Origin of the sequence: Aeromonas sp. FDAARGOS 1417, from assembly GCF_019046985.1 — a bacterium.
GTDB classification, from domain to species: Bacteria; Pseudomonadota; Gammaproteobacteria; order Enterobacterales; family Aeromonadaceae; genus Aeromonas; species Aeromonas veronii.
This window is the reverse complement of sequence record NZ_CP077221.1, coordinates 4,219,237-4,236,198: the sequence shown is the minus strand read 5'-3', so window position 1 is coordinate 4,236,198 and position 16,962 is coordinate 4,219,237. Positions and strand designations below refer to the sequence as shown.

Genomic DNA, 16,962 nt, shown 5'->3' with positions numbered 1-16,962 from the left:
TGGAATCAAACAAGATGAACAATAAGAAAAGCTTACTGGCCGGCCTGATTGGACTGGCCCTGCTGGCTGGCTGTAGTCAGGCACCGCAAGACTCCCCCAAACACTCCGGGCTGGCGCTGGCCAATATGGACACCCAGGTCAAACCCGGCGATGACTTCTTCCGTTACGTCAATGGCAAGTGGCTCGCCACCGCCAAGATCCCCGACGATCGCCCCGCCGATGGCGCCTTCTACATGCTGCGGGACAAATCCCTCGCCGATGTGCGGGTGCTGGTCGAGGGGTTGGCCAAGCAGGAGGCCGCCACCGGCACGCCGACCCAGCAGATCCGCGATCTCTACGCCAGCTATCTGGATCAGGCTAGCCGTGACGCCAAGGGGCTCACCCCGCTGGCACCGGCGCTGGCCGACATCGATCGGATCGGTGATCAGGCCGCGCTGGCCCGTGCCTTTGCCCAGTCGGGCCGCATGGGCGGCGGCGCGCCGTTTGGCATCTGGATCGACGCCGATGCCAAGTCCCCCGACCGCTATGCGGTCTACCTCTATCAAGGTGGACTGGGGCTGCCGGATCGGGACTACTACCTCAAGCAGGATCCCGACAGCCAGGCCCTGCGCCAGAAGTACCAGCAGCATATCGCCGCCATGCTGAGCCGCCTCGGGGAATCTGACCCGAGCGGCAAGGCCAAACGGATTCTGGCCCTCGAAACCCGGCTCGCCACCATCCAGTGGGACAACGTCGCGCTGCGGGATCGGGAGAAGAACTACAACAAGCGCCCCGCCAGCGAACTGGCACGGCTCGCCCCCCACCTCGACTGGCAGGCTTATCTCAATGCCGCGGGCATTGCTGGCCAGCCGGATCTCATCATCGGCCAGCCGACCTATCTGAGCGCGCTGGATCAAGTGATGGCCCAGACCCCCATCGCCGACTGGCAGGCCTACCTCAAGTGGCAACTGCTGACCGACTACGCCCCCTATCTCGACAGCGAGACCGACCGCGCCAACTTCGCCTTCTACGGCACCACATTGAGCGGCACGCCCAAGCAGCGCGCCAGCTGGGAGCGGGCGCTCGGGGTGCTGAACGATCATCTGGGTGAAGCGGTCGGCCAGCTCTATGTGGCCCGCTACTTCCCGCCAGCAGCCAAGGAGCGGATGGAGCAGCTGGTGGAGAACCTGCGCACCGCCTACGGCCAGAGCATCAAGGAGCTCGACTGGATGTCGCCCGAGACCAAGGCGCAGGCACTCGAGAAACTGGCCAAGTTCCGCCCCAAGATCGGCTACCCCGACAAGTGGAAGGATTACAGCGCCATCGCCATCAAACCGGATGATCTGGTGGGCAACCTGCAACGCTCGCAAGCCTTTGAATACGCAGACAGTCTGGCGCGCCTCGGCAAGCCGGTCGACCGGGACGAGTGGCACATGTCGCCGCAAACGGTGAACGCCTACTACAACCCGAGCAACAACGAGATCGTCTTCCCGGCGGCCATTTTGCAGCCCCCCTTCTTCGACATGACGGCGGATGATGCGGTCAACTACGGCGCCATCGGCGGGGTCATTGGCCACGAGATGGGCCACGGTTTTGATGATCAGGGGGCCAAATCCGACGGCGACGGCATGATGCGCGACTGGTGGACGCCGCAAGATCTCAAGGAGTTCCGCTTCCGCACCAGCCGTCTGGTGGCCCAGTACAACCGCTTCGAGCCCATCAACGGCCAGTTCGTCAACGGCCAGTTTACCCTGGGGGAAAACATCGGCGATCTGGGCGGTCTCACCATCGCCCACAAGGCCTACGAGCTGTCACTGGATGGCAAGGAGGCGCCGGTGCTGGATGGCTTCACCGGCGAACAGCGCTTCTTCCTCGGCTGGGCGCAGGTGTGGAAGGGGATGTATCGCCCCGAGCTGATGCAGATGCTGCTGCGCTCCGACCCCCACTCGCCCCCCGAGTACCGGGTTAACGGTGTGGTGCCGAATATTCCCGCCTTCTATGAGGCATTCAACATCCAGCCGGGGGACAAACTCTATCTGCCGCCCCAGAAGCGGGTGAAGATCTGGTAACAGCATCACGGCGGGCTCCCCGGGAGCCCGCACTCAAGAGACAGCAAGAGGTTGCAAGATGAACAGAGCATTGATGATGGCAGGGCTGCTGACCCTGCCGCTGGCGGCACAGGCCGAAGAGGGATTTAGCAAGCAACTGACCCTCCCCTCCGGGCAGGTGATCCGGGTGGCGCAGGGGGCCGGTGAACCCGCCTCCATCGGCAGCTATGACGTGCGGCTCTATTCGGGCCAGAACGCCCAATTTCCACTGGATGAGTTTCAGGATGGCAAGGTGATGGCCCGCAACGGCTTTATCCGGGAGCTGAAACTGGTCGATTTGAATGGCGACAAACAGCCCGAGCTGGTGGTCATCATCGAGAGCGCTGGCAGCGGCAGCTATCAGGATGCCGATGCCTACACCGTCAGCCCGCAAGGGGAGCTGGAGATCTTCAATCAGGTCAAGGAGCTGGAGCCCAAAGAGGATGTGGTCAAGGCGCTCAAAAGCCCGCAAGACTAAGTCATCTCCCCGAATCTGAAATGTAAAAAGCCCTGATGATCAGGGCTTTGTTGTTTCTGCTGTTGGCGTAACCAGCTCAGAGGCGGGTCGCCCGGATGGAGACCTGCGGCAGCGCCATCTCGTGCTGGGCCGCTACCAGTTGCAGCTCGTAAGCCCCCGCCAGCCAGGTCCGGGACAGCACGGCATCAACGCTGGCGTTGGTAAGCTCGAACGCCGCTACCGGGGTACAACCGGCCAGCAGATTGGCCAGCATGGTGGCGCTCAGCAGATCCCCCACCCCGATGGGGTGGCGAGCAAAAGGGTAGAGCGGGCGGGAGAGATGAAAGGTTCCCTCCTCGCACACCAGCAGCATCTCGAAGCGGTCCATGGCAAAACCTGCCTTGCCCAGATGCTTGACCATCACCAGCTTGACCCCTTGCGCGCGCAGCTGCTGGCACGCTTCGATGGCCTCCGGCACATTGCGGATATCGCGGCCGGTGAGCTGTTCCAGCTCCAGCAGATTGGGAGCCAACATATCGGCGCAGGCCAGTGCCCTGGTTTTCAGAAAATCGGCGACGCCGGGTGCCACTATGCACCCCTTGTCGGGGTGACCCATCACGGGGTCGCAAAAATAGATGGCGGCCGGATTGAGCGCCTTGAGCCGGGCCACCGCCGCCAGGATCTCCTCCCCCTGTTCGGCCGAGCCGAGGTAGCCGCTCAAGATCGCATCGCACTCGGCCAGCACGCCGATCTCCGCCAGGCCGTTTACCAGCTGACGGATATGACCGCCGGGCATCACCATCCCCTGCCAGCCTTCGCGGTATTGGGTGTGGTTGGAGAACTGCACAGTGTTCATCGGCCACACCTCGATCCCGAGGCGACGCATGGGAAAAACGGCGGCGCTGTTGCCGGCACAGCCAAAGACCACATGGGATTGAATGGAGAGCACTCGCTTCATGGTTGGCGACTCACGCAATAAGAACAGGAATTCCGGAGGGAAAAACGGGCCTTGCGGCCCGTTGTTGTCACTTTCGACTGTTGTCACTGTCGATTAACGCAGCACCTTGACGGTGTAGCTGCCATCGGCCTGACGATAGAGGCCGTGGATGTCGGTCTCGAAGCCCGGGTAGTGGGCACCGATCTCGCACAGCATCTCGAGGAACTCGAGCACCGGCAGAGAATCCTGGGTCACCATCTCGCCCGGCAGTACCAACGGAACTCCCGGCGGGTACGGCAGGATCATGTTGGCGCTGATGCGGTCAACCATGTCACGCAACGGCACCTCTTCCAGATTGCCCGCCAGCTCTTGCTGCCATGCAGCGTGCGGGGTCATCTTCATCTCCGGCAGCACATCGAACGCCTTGAACATCAGCTCCGGCAGACGGTATTTGCAGGTCAGATCGTGGATGCTCTGGGCCAACTCCTGAATGCGCATCCCTTCGTAGAAGCTCGGATCTTCACGATAGAGGCTCGGCAGGATGTTCTTGATGGTCAGGTTCAGATCGTAACCACGCTTGAACTCGGTCAGGGCGCGCAGCAGCTGCATCGCCTTGGACTGATCGATACCGATGGAGAAGAGGAACAGCATGTTGTAAGGGCCGGTCTTCTCGACCACGATGCCGCGCTCGTCCAGGAACTTGGAGACCAGTGAAGCAGGGATGCCCTTCTCCAGCAGCTGGCCATCACGACCCATACCCGGGGTCAGCAGGGTGACCTTGATCGGATCCAGGTACATGTGGTTGTCATCGATGTCCTTAAAGCCGTGCCAGTCATCTTTCGGATCCAGCTTCCAGCACTCGACGGTGTCGATGTTGTCCGGCTGCCATACGTCGAAGAACCAGCCTTCGCTCTGATCACGCAGACGCTTGATCTCTTTGCGGAAGGAGATGGCGCGATCGATGGAGTCCTTGATCAGACGCTTGCCGGTGTTGCCACGCATCATGGCAGCGGAGATCTCGGTCGATGCCACGATGCCGTACTGCGGCGAGGTGGAGGTGTGCATCATGAAGGCTTCGTTGAAGGTCTCTTCCTCCACGTCACCCTTGATGTGGATCATCGAGGCCTGGGAGAAGGCCGCCAGCAGCTTGTGGGTGGACTGGGTTTCATAGAACACCTTGCCCGGCATGGCTTCGCCACTCATGCCGCACTTGCCTTCGTAGATCGGGCTGAAGTTGGTGTAAGGTACCCAGGCACTGTCGAAGTGGATGTAAGGGGTATCCAGACTCTCCTTGATGAAGCCGGTGTTGTAGAGCAGGCCATCATAGGTGGAGTTGGTGACGACGGCGTAACGGGGAGCCTGGGCACCCGGTGTCGCGGCAACCTTGGCAGCGATGGTGTCGCGGCTGAATTCGCTCTGCGGGATACCACCCAGAATGCCGTAGGCGTTGCGGGTCGGACGGAAGTAGATCGGCGTCACGTCGTTCATCATCATCAGGTGAGTGAGCGACTTGTGGCAGTTGCGGTCAACCAGCACTGTGCTGCCGGCCGGCGCGGAGAACATGCCGACGATCTTGTTGGCAGTGGAGGTGCCGTTGGTGACGATATAGGAGCGATCGGCGTTGAAGGTACGGGCGATGTACTCTTCGGCTTCCTTGTGCGGACCGGAGTGATCCAGCAGGGAGCCCAGCTCCGGCATGGAGATGGAGACGTCGGCCTTGAACGCGTTCGGGCCATAGAAGTCATAGAAGATGCTGCCGGCCGGGCTCATCTGGAAGGCGGTACCGCCCATGTGACCCGGAGTACAGAAGGTGTATTTACCCTCTTCCACGTACTTGAACAGTGCCTTGGTGAACGGCGGCAGGATGGCGTCCTGATACTCCTGAGTGGCCTGACCCATCTTGAGGGCGATGTCGTCAGCCATGCCGAGACGGTACTCGAAGAAGTGCACGTTCAGACGCAGGTCGGTCAGGTGAATATCCAGAGTGGACTGGTCGTTGGCAAAGGCGAAGATCGGCAGCTTCTCGTTGCGATCGTGGATCTCCTTGCACAGACCCAGAGAGTATTTGTCCCAGTCGAAAATGGCGCCGCAAACGCGGGGGTTCTTCTCGATCAGTTTCAGCAGGTCGGCGACGTCGACCGGATAAACAACCTCGAAACCCTTGCGCTCGAGGGAGGCTTGCAGCTGGCGAATGGGTTCTTCTTTAAAGAAAACGCCCAGGTGGTTGAGGATGGCAATGATATTCATCGTAATGCTCCACACGTAAAGGGGCGCTCTCCATCAGGGATGGTGAGTGAAGAGCGCTCGGAAGATAAAAGGGGGAATTAGTTGCTGGGTTGTTCTTTCAGCAGGGCGTCGTGCTGACGCAGACCCTGTTTTTTGGCGTAGAACATCAGGATGATGAGCGACACCACGAAGGTAGCGGTGAGGTTGGAACCCTTGGCACCCATCAGGGCTACCAGACAGAAGACACAGGCCACACCGGAGAAGATCATGGCGCCGATGCTGCGGGAGGTCATGCCTTCAAAACGGATCAGGTTAATGCTGGAGTAGAAGTAGGGCAGCATGGTCAGCAGCACCGCATCTGTGGTCAGCACATTGAAGAGATCAGCAGCGTGAGCGGACTGGGAAGTGAAGGCGGTCAGGCCAACCATCAGGGCAGTCATCTTGAGGGAACCCAGGATCAGACCCTTCTTGGCCACGCCGTTCTTGTCCACTTCGCCGTAGATTTTCGGGAAGTTGCCGTCGTTGGCGGCACGCTTGCCCGCCTCGCCTACCAGCATCATCCAGGAACCGAGCGAGGTGAAGCAGGCCAGGGCGGTGAAGGCAGAGACGAACGGTGCAGACCAGCTACCGAAGATGGCGGAAGAGGCCATGGCAAACGGGGCGCCGGAAGCAGCCACTTCACCGGCCGGGAACATGCCGCTGATCACCTGGGTAGAGAGGATGTAGATAACACCCGCGATACCGGTACCCAGCATGGTGGCGAGCGGTACGGTACGCTTGGGATTCTTCACCATGCCGGAAGAGACCGCGGCGGATTCAACACCGACGAAAGACCAGAGGCAGATCAGCACGGCGCTGATGACCGCATGCAGGTCGCTGCCGCTGGTGGTGTTCCAGTTCTGGCTGTAGACGGTGGCATCAAAATGACCCCAACCCATCACCGCAGTACCGACAACCGGCAGCAGGATCAGCACCAGACCCAGAGTACAGAGTCGGCTCACCCAGCTACCGCCAAGCAGGTTGACGAAGGTGAAGATCCAGACGGCAGCGATGGTGGCTGCGGCGGCCGGAATGGGACTGTTGAGAATGGGGAAGAAGACCGAGAGGTAGGAGACGCCGGTAATGGCGATGGCCAGGTTACCGATCCAGTTGGCGTGGTAATAAAGCACACCGGTCTGGAAACCGAACACCGGAGAGATCTCGCCAGCGTAAGCAATGGGGCCACCCTCTTGCGGGTTCTTGGTAGCAAGGCGGGCGAAGACAAAGGCGAGGCCCATGGCGCCTACCAGACAGATTGCCCAGCTAAAGACAGAGATGGAGCCGATGGTGGCCAGTGCCGAAGGCAGCAGTGCGATACCGCTCCCCATCATGTTGCCGGCCACCACACCTGTACAGGCGATAAGGCCAATCTTCTTGCTCGTATCGAGGGACATAAGATCTCCGGTTCTATAAAAGGTCGGGTCGTCACATACACATTTGGCGGAACGCCCCGCCAAAGAATGGGCACAGACTAGGCCTCTCATCCCCGGAAAACATAAAGACCAGCTAACGGATAAAAATATGAGGCAACTTTTTTCGCCGCCTCGTCACTTTTGATAAAAACCATTTAAAAACAGTCAATTGACATCACATCACACAGCCCTCTTGATAAAACCTTGATATCCGGCCAACCCGTTTTTGCCCCTTGATAACCCCCTTATCTCGCCGTCTTGATATTTTTGGTCAGATAAACCCGGGATAAAGCAGCGCCCATTGCGCCCCCTCCCCTTGTAACCATCCGAACGCCCAGCTGACCATCACCCTGAGTGGCCACTCACCTCCTGTTCGCCCCTCAGCTCGGCTCATCACAATCCAAACTCAGAGGTAAAGCGCAACGGCGATAACCGGTAAACAATGAGAAATGGGTCGAGACAGACAGCTTATCCCGCAACCGACAATGAGCAGATGTCACAAGCTGCGTGCGCGGCGTGAAGCCGAACAAACGCGAGTGCAGCGAATGCCGCGTGCAAGACAAAGGCAGATAGTGGGGAACTGCGGGGGGATAAATCGGGCCGCACCAGAGCGACTATCCCCGGTGGCAAACAAGCAGGATTGAAACAAGCAGAAACAGCACAGGCCGCCCGAAGGCAGCCTGTGGATGAGGTCGGCAACCGCACCGACCGGGGGAAAACCAACACTGCGGTGTTAGAAGAGCTTCACCTTGCTCTGGCCCAGCGCATTGAACAGAGCCGGAGTGAGGCTCTCCATATTGCTGTAGAAACCGAGCTGCTGGCAGAGCAGATAGGTCTGCTCGGTCGCCTCCATCAGGAAGGCCTGACTGTAGGCATCCCCCGCCGCCTCGGGGCGACCATCCAGCTCCGCCAGCTTGCCCTGCAGTATGTAGTAGAGCACCGAGCGGCCGCGACTCGCCGCCTTCTCCAGCAGATAGTTGGCCTGCTGTTGCTGGCCGTTGAGGATCGCCTGCAGGGTCAACGCCTCCCACACCCGAGCAGGGAGAGCACCGCTGTTTTGCACCACGCTGGCGAGATGAGTGCCAATCCCCTGCAGCCGCTCGCTCTCGGATTTGCCCGCCAGGGTGGCCAGCGCCTCGCCTGCCAGATAGCGCTCCGCCAACAGCAGCGGCTGATCCGGATGGGCAATCAGCGCCTGCTCCAGCAGATCAATCCCACGCTTGAGGGCGACCGGATCCCGGCTGTTGATGTAGTACTGCGCCTCCATCATCGCCATCAGGGAGGCATCATCGGTCGGCCAGCCTATCCCCGGCTCGGCATCGGGCTGGTCGAGGGCACGCAGCAGATCCTGGCTGCTGGCCTGCAACACGCCGTGCACACTGTGGCGACTGAGCTGGTACTGATGGCTGAACAGCACCCGGTTGGTGTTGATATTGCGATACTCCAGATCGAGATAGGTGCCACGGGGCTGGCGGGTGACCCGCACACTCAGCTCCTTGCCGGGCATGATGCCCCCCATCAGAGTGGTGGCGCCGTACTGCACCCGCAGCGGCGTGGCCACCGCCACCTCCCCCATCAGGGCGCGGGTAATGCCGTCGGCGAGGCGCACGTTCTCGTTGTTGTCATCCATGCCGGAGTGAAAGCGGAACACCAGCAGATTGGGATCCAGCATGACATGCACCTGGGGGCTGGTGTGCTGGTAGCTGAGCATGCTGACAATGGCGATCAGCACGATGGCAACGAAGATATCGAAACTCACCATCTTCCAGCGGCTACGGGCATCCTTGGCATGGGTGGAGATGGCGCGGGTCAGGGGCCCGGCGGGAAAAGGGGCAACATTGGGCTGTGCATCATCATCCTGCTCAGTCGCTGGCGGGCTCAGATCGGAGAGCGTCGGGTTGTCTGAGAGAGCGGTATTGACCGCGGGCTGCTCGTCCGCCATCACCACTGAAACCACCTGTAGCGGCCGCACTGGTGCCACCAGCTTGTAGCCGCGCTTGGGCACGGTGACGATATAGTCGGTCGCATCGGTGCGACCATCTTTGAGGATCTTGCGCAGTTCGAAGATGGACTGGGTCACCACCTGATCGGTCACCTCGGCGCCATCCCACACCTCGTTGATCAGGGCATCGCGACCAAACACGGTGCCGGCATTGTGGGCCAGAAACCGCAACAGATTGACCAGTCTGGGTTCAAGGTAGACCTCGCGGTCGGGGCGACACAACATGTTGTCGTCAACGCTCAGGGTCCAGTCGTGGATCTCAAAAACCGATTCGCTCATGATTCACTCGCTGCAGATGGTGACAATGCACGATGAGAGAGACGCAAAACCCGGGCTGACTGAACGGAACAAGGCGCTATCACCACAGGTGACAGATAAAAAGAGAACCGAAGCAATCACATCTCTGAGAGTCAGTCTGGCCAGGCCATCCTGTTTACGTCTGAAGGGCATCCTTGCGGGCATTCCGACCACCGGGATCGGAAGGGATCACTTTAAGCAAAACGGGAGCTGGATCCCACTTTTTTTGGCTATAAATCGCCGTTGAGTTGATCCGACACCGCACTTTTCGGCAAATAGCGTGCCAACTAGTATTCATATGAACATCCCATATGCCGGAATCAAAAAGCCCTGAACATCAGGGCTTTCTCATTTCTTCGACCATCGGGGAGACGTTACTTCGCTACCGGGAGCGCATCCTGCTGACGACTACGGCGCAGATGACGCCGCCACAACGAGAAGCCGCCGTAGCCAAGACTGAGCACCACCGCATAGAGCACCTGAGTGGCGAGCGCCACCAGCACCAGAGCGCAGAGCAGCACGCTTATCCCCGCCAGCCCCTTGCCCACCCCGCCGAGCAGGCGCCAGCCCGCCGCCATGCAGAGCAGGTAGACCAGCACGAAGTTGCCGTTGGCGTAGCGGATCAGCTCATCGAGCGGCAGTCGCAGCCAGATGATGAGGGTGATGCAGAGCAGACAGATGGCGAGCACCAGAGTGAGCGCCCGCAGCGGCGCGCCGCGCGCGGTGAGCACGGCCAGCGAGGGGGGCAACTTGCCTTCCCGCGCCATGCTCCAGATCAGCCGGGCAAAGCCCTGAATGTAGATGTTGATGCTGGCAAAGCAGGAGAGGTAGCCGAGCACCGCCACCAGCCACTTGGCGGTGGGGCCGAACAGCAGCGCCAGCAGGGAGGGGATGGCGGTGGCGTTTTTCGCCTCATCGCCGTAGAGGCCATATTTGAGCACCACCAGCGAGTGCACCCAGTAGATGAGCCCCGCCAGCAGTACCCCGCCGAGCAGAGCGATGGGGTAATCCCGCTCCGGCCGTTTGAACTCCTCCCCCATGTGGGCGAAGGCTTCCAGCCCGACAAAACACCAGAACATCACCGCCAGCGCGGTGGCCATAGGGGGCCACTCATCCGCGCTCGGCAGCGGCCGGGCCGCATCGCGCCAGCTCACCTCCCCCTTGAACCAGATCAGCAGGGTGAGCCCCAAAATGGCGAGCGCAATCAGTAGTTGCAGGTTGCCGGAGGAGCGCGCCCCGCGCAGCCCCAGCAGAAAGACCCCGAGCAGGGTGAGCAGCTGGATGGCCCAGAGGGTCCACTCCCCCATCTCGAACAGGGCATGCCAGAAGCCGGCGGCAATCATCAGGGCGGCAGGCAGCCCCACCGGCAGCACAGCCAGAAAGAGGAAGGCGGAGAAGCGCTCGGCGCCGTTGCCAAAGGCGAGGCCAATCAGGTGCGGCGCGCCGCCCGCATGGGGATAGCGACGGCCGAGGCGAGCAAAGGTAAAGGCGATGGGCAGCACCAGCGCAATCAGCAGCAACCAGGCCCAGAGCGAGGCCCCACCCGCCAGCGAGGCGGCGGTCGCCGGTACCACGAAGATCCCGGTGCCGAGCAGCGAGGTGGCGAGCAGCCCCATCCCCTGCCAGAGCCCGAGATCCTTTTTCAACCCAGACATATCCTTTTGTCCCGACTAGAAAAACATCCCGCCATGTTAGGCCTGCTCCGCCCCTTTGTTAAGCACGATGGTTAAGCGCGGTGGCGAGAATATGCAGCCTTTTATTCAGGCTCGGGCTCAGCTTGCAGGGACTCGGCCAGAAAATCCCCCAGCAGGGTGATCTTGAGCACCTGCCGTCGCGCCGCCGGATAGATGAAGTAGAGGGTCTTGGCCGGGCTCTGATAGCGGCCAAGCAGCGGCAGCAAACGCCCCGAAGCGATATGCTCACGCACCTGTTCGGCGGGCTGCAAGGTGATACCTGCCCCCGAGAGCGCAGCCGTCAACAAGGCTGGCCAGTGATTAATGCGCAGGCGCGAGGCGACCCGTACCTCCTCGCTCTGGCCACCCTCACCGACAAATTGCCAGCGCTCGTGCTCGCCCCAGTTGCCATGCAGACACTGGTGGCGAGCGAGATCGGCCGGATGACGGGGCACGCCGTGGCGATTGAGGTAGTCGGGGGCCGCGCAGAGGCGGTAGTGCTGGGTCAGCAACGGACGGGCGATCAGCGTCTCATCCTGCGGGCGCAGGGTGCGGATGGCGGCGTCGAACCCCTCCTCCACCAGATCGACCCAGCGCGGAGTGAGCTGCAGATCCAGATCCAGCTTGGGGTAGCGGTCGAGAAAAGCGGGCAGCAGCGGCACCAGCCGATGGTGGCCAAAACTGAGGGGGGCGGCGATGCGCAGCCGGCCGGCCGGCTCGGCCAGCAGATTCTGGGTGAGCGACTCGGTCAGTGCCAGCTCCTCCAGCACCCGCTGGCAGCGAGCCAAAAACAGCTGGCCCAGCTCGGTAAGAGTCTGCTGGCGGGTGGTCTTGTGAAACAGCTTGCCCCCCAGCCACTGCTCCAGCCCCAGCACATGCTTGCCCACCATCTGGGCGCTGATCCCCTGCTCGCTCGCCACCGAGCTGTAGGAGCCGAGATCCACCACCCGGGTGAAGATACGCATGCTGGTCAATCGGTCCACAACCCCTCCTTTTTGCCCGTTTCAAGGCCGTTTGGCCCGCGACAAGGGCTCTATTCACAACCAAAAGTTTAGTAAGAAATGGATTTTAGCCAATTTATTCAACTTTTAGTTACCAATACAGTGATGCCATCCCTCCCCCACAGGATAAATTCCCATGAAAAGTACCTATCTGGCCGCATTACTGGTCGGTCTGCTGGCCAGCGGTGCCAGTCAGGCCGCCGAGAGCAGCTTTATCAGCAACCACGATCATGCCCCTGCCTCAGCAACTCAGGCCCGGCCCGATATCTTTCGGGTCAGCCTGCTCGGTACCGGCACTCCGGTGCCCCAGATCAGCCGGGGCGGCTACAGCACCTTGGTCGAAGCGGGCAACCAGAAGCTGGTGTTCGATTTTGGCCGCAACTCCGCAACTCGCCTGTGGCAGCTGCATATCCCCATCGGCCGGGTCAACGCCTTCTTCCTCACCCACTTTCACTCAGACCACACCAACGGGCTGGCGGATCTCTGGTTGACCGGCTGGCTGCAACCGGCCTATGGCCAGCGCCACGCGCCGATGGAACTCTACGGCCCCAAAGGCACCACAGCTCTCGCCCGTGGCTTGCAGCAGGCCTACGCCACCGACATCGCCACCCGGGTCAAGGATGAGGGAACGCCGCTGGACGGGGTGGAGATCAACAGCCACGAGGTCACCGCCGGGGTGGTCTACAACCATGACGGGGTCAAGGTGACTGCCTTTGACAACGACCACGGGGTCAACATCAAGCCGTCATTCGGCTATCGCATCGACTACCACGGCCACAGCGTGGTGCTCTCCGGCGATACCCGCTACAGCCCCGAAGTGGTGAAGCAGGCCAAAGGGGCCGACCTGCTGGTGCACTGCGTCTCCATGACCTCTGCCGAGCAGATGAAGGCCAACCCCGGCTACAAGGCGATCGCCGGTCACCTCGCCTCCCCCGAGCAGGCGGCCCGGGTAATGAACGAAGCCAAACCGGCGCTGACCGTGTTCAGCCATATCGGCCTCAACGGCAAGATCAGGGTCAAAGATCTGGCGCAGGATCTGCGCGCCCGCTACACCGGCCCCTTCGTCATCGGCAACGACCTGATGCAGATTGATCTGCCCACCACTGCCTCCGGCAAGGGCTATGCCCTCTGGCAGTCGGAGAATATCGACAACAAATAGATGGCACGGATGCCGGTCAGCCATGGTCAGCATCCGCAATCGACACCGGGGGCTATCTTTAAGGGGTGTTTGACCACAAGGAGTTATCTCTATGAGCCTGAAATGGAAGCACCTCGCCCTGGCCACTCTTCCCTTGTTCGGCATGTCGGCCGCTCAGGCGGCGGTGTTGACCAGCCTTGAATGGCCCCCTTACACCAGCGCCAGCCTCCCTGAACAGGGCAAGAGCAGTCAGGTGGTGACCGCAGCCTTTGCCCTGGCTGGCGACCCGCTGACCATCAAGTTCTATCCCTGGCAACGGGCCGTGGACGAGGCGACCAACAACTCCGAGGTACTGGGTTATTTCCCCGAGTATCTCGACCCCAAGAGCAGTTGCCTCTTCTCCGACCCCATAGGTAACGGCCCCCTCGGCTTTGCCCAGCGAGCCGATCAGCCGGTCACCTGGCAGACCCTTGATGACCTCAAGGGCAAGAAAATTGGTGTCGTCACCGGCTATGTGAATACCACCGAGTTTGACGAAAAGGTGGCCAGCAAGGCGCTCTCGGCCGACGCCACCAGCTCGGACAGCCAAAACCTGCTGAAACTGGGCAACGGTCGGCTCGATCTGGCGGTCATCGACCAGAATGTGATGACCTATCTGCTGGAGAGCGATCCCCAACTCAAGGACGTTGCCGCCAACCTCGGCTTCAACGGCAAGATCCTCGAGGACAAGTCCCTCCACGTCTGCTTTACCAACTCCGCCAAGGGGAAAGAGGCGCGGGACAAATTCAACAAGGCGCTGGCCAGCGATGAGGTGAAGAAGCTGATGAAGTAGCGATACCGCATCCGCTCGCCGCCCCAAACAGCCATAAAAAAAGCCGCCTCTTGCGAGGCGGCTTCTTCATTCAACTTGGTAACCGGAGTTATCAGGCAATCAGCTTGTAGATGATACCGGACATGGCGATCAGGCCGATGATGGTCACGAAGCCGTTGCTGATGTTGCCAGCGTATTTGCGCATGGCCGGAACCTTGGTGATGGCGTACATCGGCATCAGGAACAGCAGCATTGCGATGATCGGGCCGCCCAGGTCTTCAATCATGCCGAGGATGCTCGGGTTGATGGTAGCGATGGCCCAGGTGGTCAGGATCATGAACACGGCAGTGACTTTGTTCAGTTGCTTGGTGTCAACGTTCTTGCCCTTCTCGCGCAGCGCCTTGGCCATCAGGCCGTTCATGCCTTCTTGCGCACCCAGGTAGTGACCCAGGAAGGATTTGCTGATGGCAACCATGGCGATCAGCGGAGCCACAGTACCGATAACCGGGTTATCGAAGTGGTTGGCCAGGTAGGACAGGATGGAGATGTTCTGTTCTTTGGCAGCAGCCAGGTCAGCCGGGGAGAGGCTCAGTACGCAGCTGAATACGAAGAACATAACGGTCATCACCATCATGACGTGGGCGCCCAGCAGGATGTTGCTGCACTTCTTCTCGGCACCTTCACCGTAACGACCTTTGTTGTCCACCGCGAAGGAGGAGATGATCGGGGAGTGGTTGAAGGAGAACACCATTACCGGGATAGCCAGCCACAGGGTCTTGATGAAGTCACCGTTGAAGGCGTCGGACAGGGCCGGAGCTTCAGTGATGATGGCACCGTTCCAGTGCGGGATCAGGTAGAACGCCAGACCCATCAGGGTGAGCACGAACGGGAATACCAGCACGCTCATCGCTTTAACGATAACCTGGCCGCCCAGACGAACAACCGCCATCAGACCGAGGATCAGAGCCAGTGACAGAACGGCACGGGGAGGTGCAGACATGCCCAGCTGGTGAACAATCACGCTCTCGACGGTGTTGGTGATGGCGACTGAATACATCAGCACGATCGGGTAGATGGCAAAGAAGTAGAGCAGGGTGATGAATTTGCCTGCGGTCTTGCCGAAGTGCTCTTCTACTACTTCAGTGATGTCGCCATCACGGGTAGAGCCGGACAGCACGAAGCGGGTCAGACCACGGTGAGCAAAGAAAGTCAGCGGCAGCGCCAGGATCAACATGGCAACCAGCGGCCACAGGCCACCTACACCGGCGTTGATTGGCAGGAAGAGCACACCGGCACCGATCGCGGTACCGTACAGACCCAGCATCCAGACCACATCGGCCTTGTTGACGCCGCGGGAGGTGTTGCTGGCTAAACGACCATCAGCTGCAATATTCATGTCAGACATACGTTGTTCCTGTCATCTAGGAAAATGGGATTCTTGTTTGGTCGGGCCTTGGCCCGGTTCCATCTCCCTGGAACGCCTGCTGTCCGTCCTTGATATTAACCTCTCGCCCCCCGGCAACCTGGCCATCACTCCTTGTGACAACAGGATTGCAACAAACAACAGTGCGAGATTTTGACCCTGAGGGTCGGCGCCCGTCTCACTTAACAACCGATTAACGTGCGCCACTCTTGATGGGCTGACTTTAATTAAATGCCCTTATTAATCACAGCGTTTTTTTGAATTAATCAACCAAAGTTTGATTTTGGTCGCCTTTCAGACGACCAAGATCACACTCAAAGCGCCTTATTGTGAGTTTTTTTTAACAATTCAACTTAGTTTCACTGGAATCAATGGCCTGCGAGCAGCTACATATTTGCAACAAGCCACCAGTTTAGCGCGGATTGTGTGCAGCACGGCCTTGGCGTACCCTTGTGACTCACGCCTTTTTGTTGATTGATGATGACCATTACCCGTACCGATCTCGCCGAACTGGCGGTGTTTGCCGCCGTCGCCCGTCACCGCAGTTTCAGCAAGGCCGCCCTCGAACTCGGGGTCTCCGCCTCCGCCCTCAGTCATAGCCTGAAGGGGCTGGAAGCCCGTCTGGGGGTGCGGCTGCTCAACCGCAGTACCCGCGCCGTGGTGCCGACCGAAGCGGGCCAGCGGCTGCTCAAGCAGCTGCTCCCCACCCTCAATACCCTGGGAGAGGCGCTTTGCGAGCTGGCCCGCAACAGCGATGAACCGGTGGGAAGGCTCAAGCTCTGCGCCCCCCGCGGCGCCATCGACAGCCTGCTGGCACCTGTGCTGATCGACTATCTGGCCCGTTATCCGCGGATGCAGGTGGAGGTGGTGGAGCAGGAGCTGATGCCTCGGCTGATTGAAGATGGTTACGATGCCGCGCTCTTTTATGGCGATCTGCTGCCCAAGGAGATGATCGGCATCCCCCTCGGCCCGCCCCAGCGTTATCTGGTGGTGGGCTCCCCGGCCTATCTGGCGGAGCACGGCGCGCCCGAGCACCCGAGCGAGCTGAGCCGCCACGCCTGCATCGGCTATCGCCTCACCCCGCACCATCACTATCGCTGGGCCTTTGCCGCCGATGGCACCATGCTGGAGATTGAAGTGACCGGGCCGCTCACCACCAGCACCCCGGCCCTCTATCTGGGCGCCGCCGAGGCGGGGTTGGGACTGGCCTACTGTCTGGAAGAGGAGGTGAGCCAGAAGGTCGCGGAGGGGAAACTGCTCACCGTGCTGGAGCCCTGGTGCCCTACCTTTGCCGGCTTTTACCTCTTCTATCCCAGTCGGCATCAACTGGGCAGCGGCCTGCGCATCCTGATCGACATGCTCAAAGCCCACTACCAAAACCCCGGATTAGTGAGTAATACTCAGCAATTCATCAAGTGAAACCCTGATTATCACCAAATAAGTATTAATCTAGACTAGCTGTTCGATAATCGAACTCCCC

12 protein-coding genes are annotated in these 16,962 nt (G+C 60.3%); 5 read left to right on the top strand and 7 right to left on the bottom strand.

All coding sequences use genetic code 11. The annotated features are described in order from the left end of the window. Nucleotides 1-14 precede the first annotated feature (14 nt). Together I6L47_RS19755 and I6L47_RS19750 are read left to right on the top strand one after the other, a co-directional pair. A complete protein-coding gene (locus I6L47_RS19755; protein WP_216948161.1) occupies nt 15-2,048 on the top strand; it encodes a M13 family metallopeptidase in 2,034 nt (677 codons plus the stop codon). A 58-nt stretch (nt 2,049-2,106) separates the two neighbouring features. After that, entirely contained in the window at nt 2,107-2,544 is a 438-nt protein-coding gene (locus I6L47_RS19750) for a PliI family lysozyme inhibitor of I-type lysozyme (protein WP_040066645.1), read from the top strand. A gap of 76 nt (nt 2,545-2,620) precedes the next feature. On the opposite strand, the gene pdxY is transcribed toward I6L47_RS19750, so the two are convergent. The 6 genes from pdxY to I6L47_RS19720 form a co-directional block, all read right to left on the bottom strand. Continuing rightward, a complete protein-coding gene (gene pdxY / locus I6L47_RS19745; protein WP_216948160.1) occupies nt 2,621-3,481 on the bottom strand; it encodes a pyridoxal kinase PdxY in 861 nt (286 codons plus the stop codon). Nucleotides 3,482-3,574: 93 nt separating this feature from the next. Then, nucleotides 3,575-5,707: a lysine decarboxylase CadA gene (locus tag I6L47_RS19740; protein WP_042079860.1), complete on the bottom strand. Its 2,133-nt coding sequence runs from the start codon at nt 5,705-5,707 to the stop codon at nt 3,575-3,577. Between the two features lie 77 nt (nt 5,708-5,784). Beyond that, the gene (gene cadB, locus I6L47_RS19735) at nt 5,785-7,119 is read right to left on the bottom strand and encodes a cadaverine/lysine antiporter (RefSeq protein WP_216948159.1); all 1,335 of its coding nucleotides are present in this window, start codon (nt 7,117-7,119) and stop codon (nt 5,785-5,787) included. A gap of 751 nt (nt 7,120-7,870) precedes the next feature. Further along, complete coding sequence (gene cadC / locus I6L47_RS19730) at nt 7,871-9,418, bottom strand: lysine decarboxylation/transport transcriptional activator CadC (RefSeq protein WP_216948158.1); 1,548 nt, start codon at nt 9,416-9,418, stop codon at nt 7,871-7,873. A 392-nt stretch (nt 9,419-9,810) separates the two neighbouring features. Further along, nucleotides 9,811-11,091 (bottom strand): L-methionine/branched-chain amino acid transporter, encoded by a 1,281-nt coding sequence (yjeH, locus tag I6L47_RS19725; RefSeq protein WP_216948157.1) that lies wholly within the window; start codon nt 11,089-11,091, stop codon nt 9,811-9,813. Between the two features lie 101 nt (nt 11,092-11,192). Further along, nucleotides 11,193-12,092 carry a LysR family transcriptional regulator gene (locus I6L47_RS19720; RefSeq protein ID WP_216948156.1) on the bottom strand — a complete coding sequence of 300 codons (900 nt, stop codon included), beginning with the start codon at nt 12,090-12,092 and terminating at the stop codon, nt 11,193-11,195. 154 nt (nt 12,093-12,246) lie between these two features. Between I6L47_RS19720 and I6L47_RS19715 the strand changes: the two genes are divergently transcribed. Both I6L47_RS19715 and I6L47_RS19710 read left to right on the top strand, forming a co-directional pair. Beyond that, nucleotides 12,247-13,269 carry an MBL fold metallo-hydrolase gene (locus I6L47_RS19715; RefSeq protein WP_136501484.1) on the top strand — a complete coding sequence of 341 codons (1,023 nt, stop codon included), beginning with the start codon at nt 12,247-12,249 and terminating at the stop codon, nt 13,267-13,269. Between the two features lie 91 nt (nt 13,270-13,360). Continuing rightward, complete coding sequence (locus I6L47_RS19710) at nt 13,361-14,080, top strand: ABC transporter substrate-binding protein (protein ID WP_216948155.1); 720 nt, start codon at nt 13,361-13,363, stop codon at nt 14,078-14,080. Between the two features lie 91 nt (nt 14,081-14,171). On the opposite strand, the gene I6L47_RS19705 is transcribed toward I6L47_RS19710, so the two are convergent. Next, on the bottom strand, nt 14,172-15,464 hold the full coding sequence (locus I6L47_RS19705) for an HAAAP family serine/threonine permease (RefSeq protein WP_005338498.1): 1,293 nt from the start codon (nt 15,462-15,464) through the stop codon (nt 14,172-14,174). 498 nt (nt 15,465-15,962) lie between these two features. Between I6L47_RS19705 and I6L47_RS19700 the strand changes: the two genes are divergently transcribed. Continuing rightward, nucleotides 15,963-16,901 (top strand): LysR family transcriptional regulator, encoded by a 939-nt coding sequence (locus tag I6L47_RS19700; RefSeq protein ID WP_216949392.1) that lies wholly within the window; start codon nt 15,963-15,965, stop codon nt 16,899-16,901. The last annotated feature ends 61 nt before the right edge of the window (nt 16,902-16,962 follow it).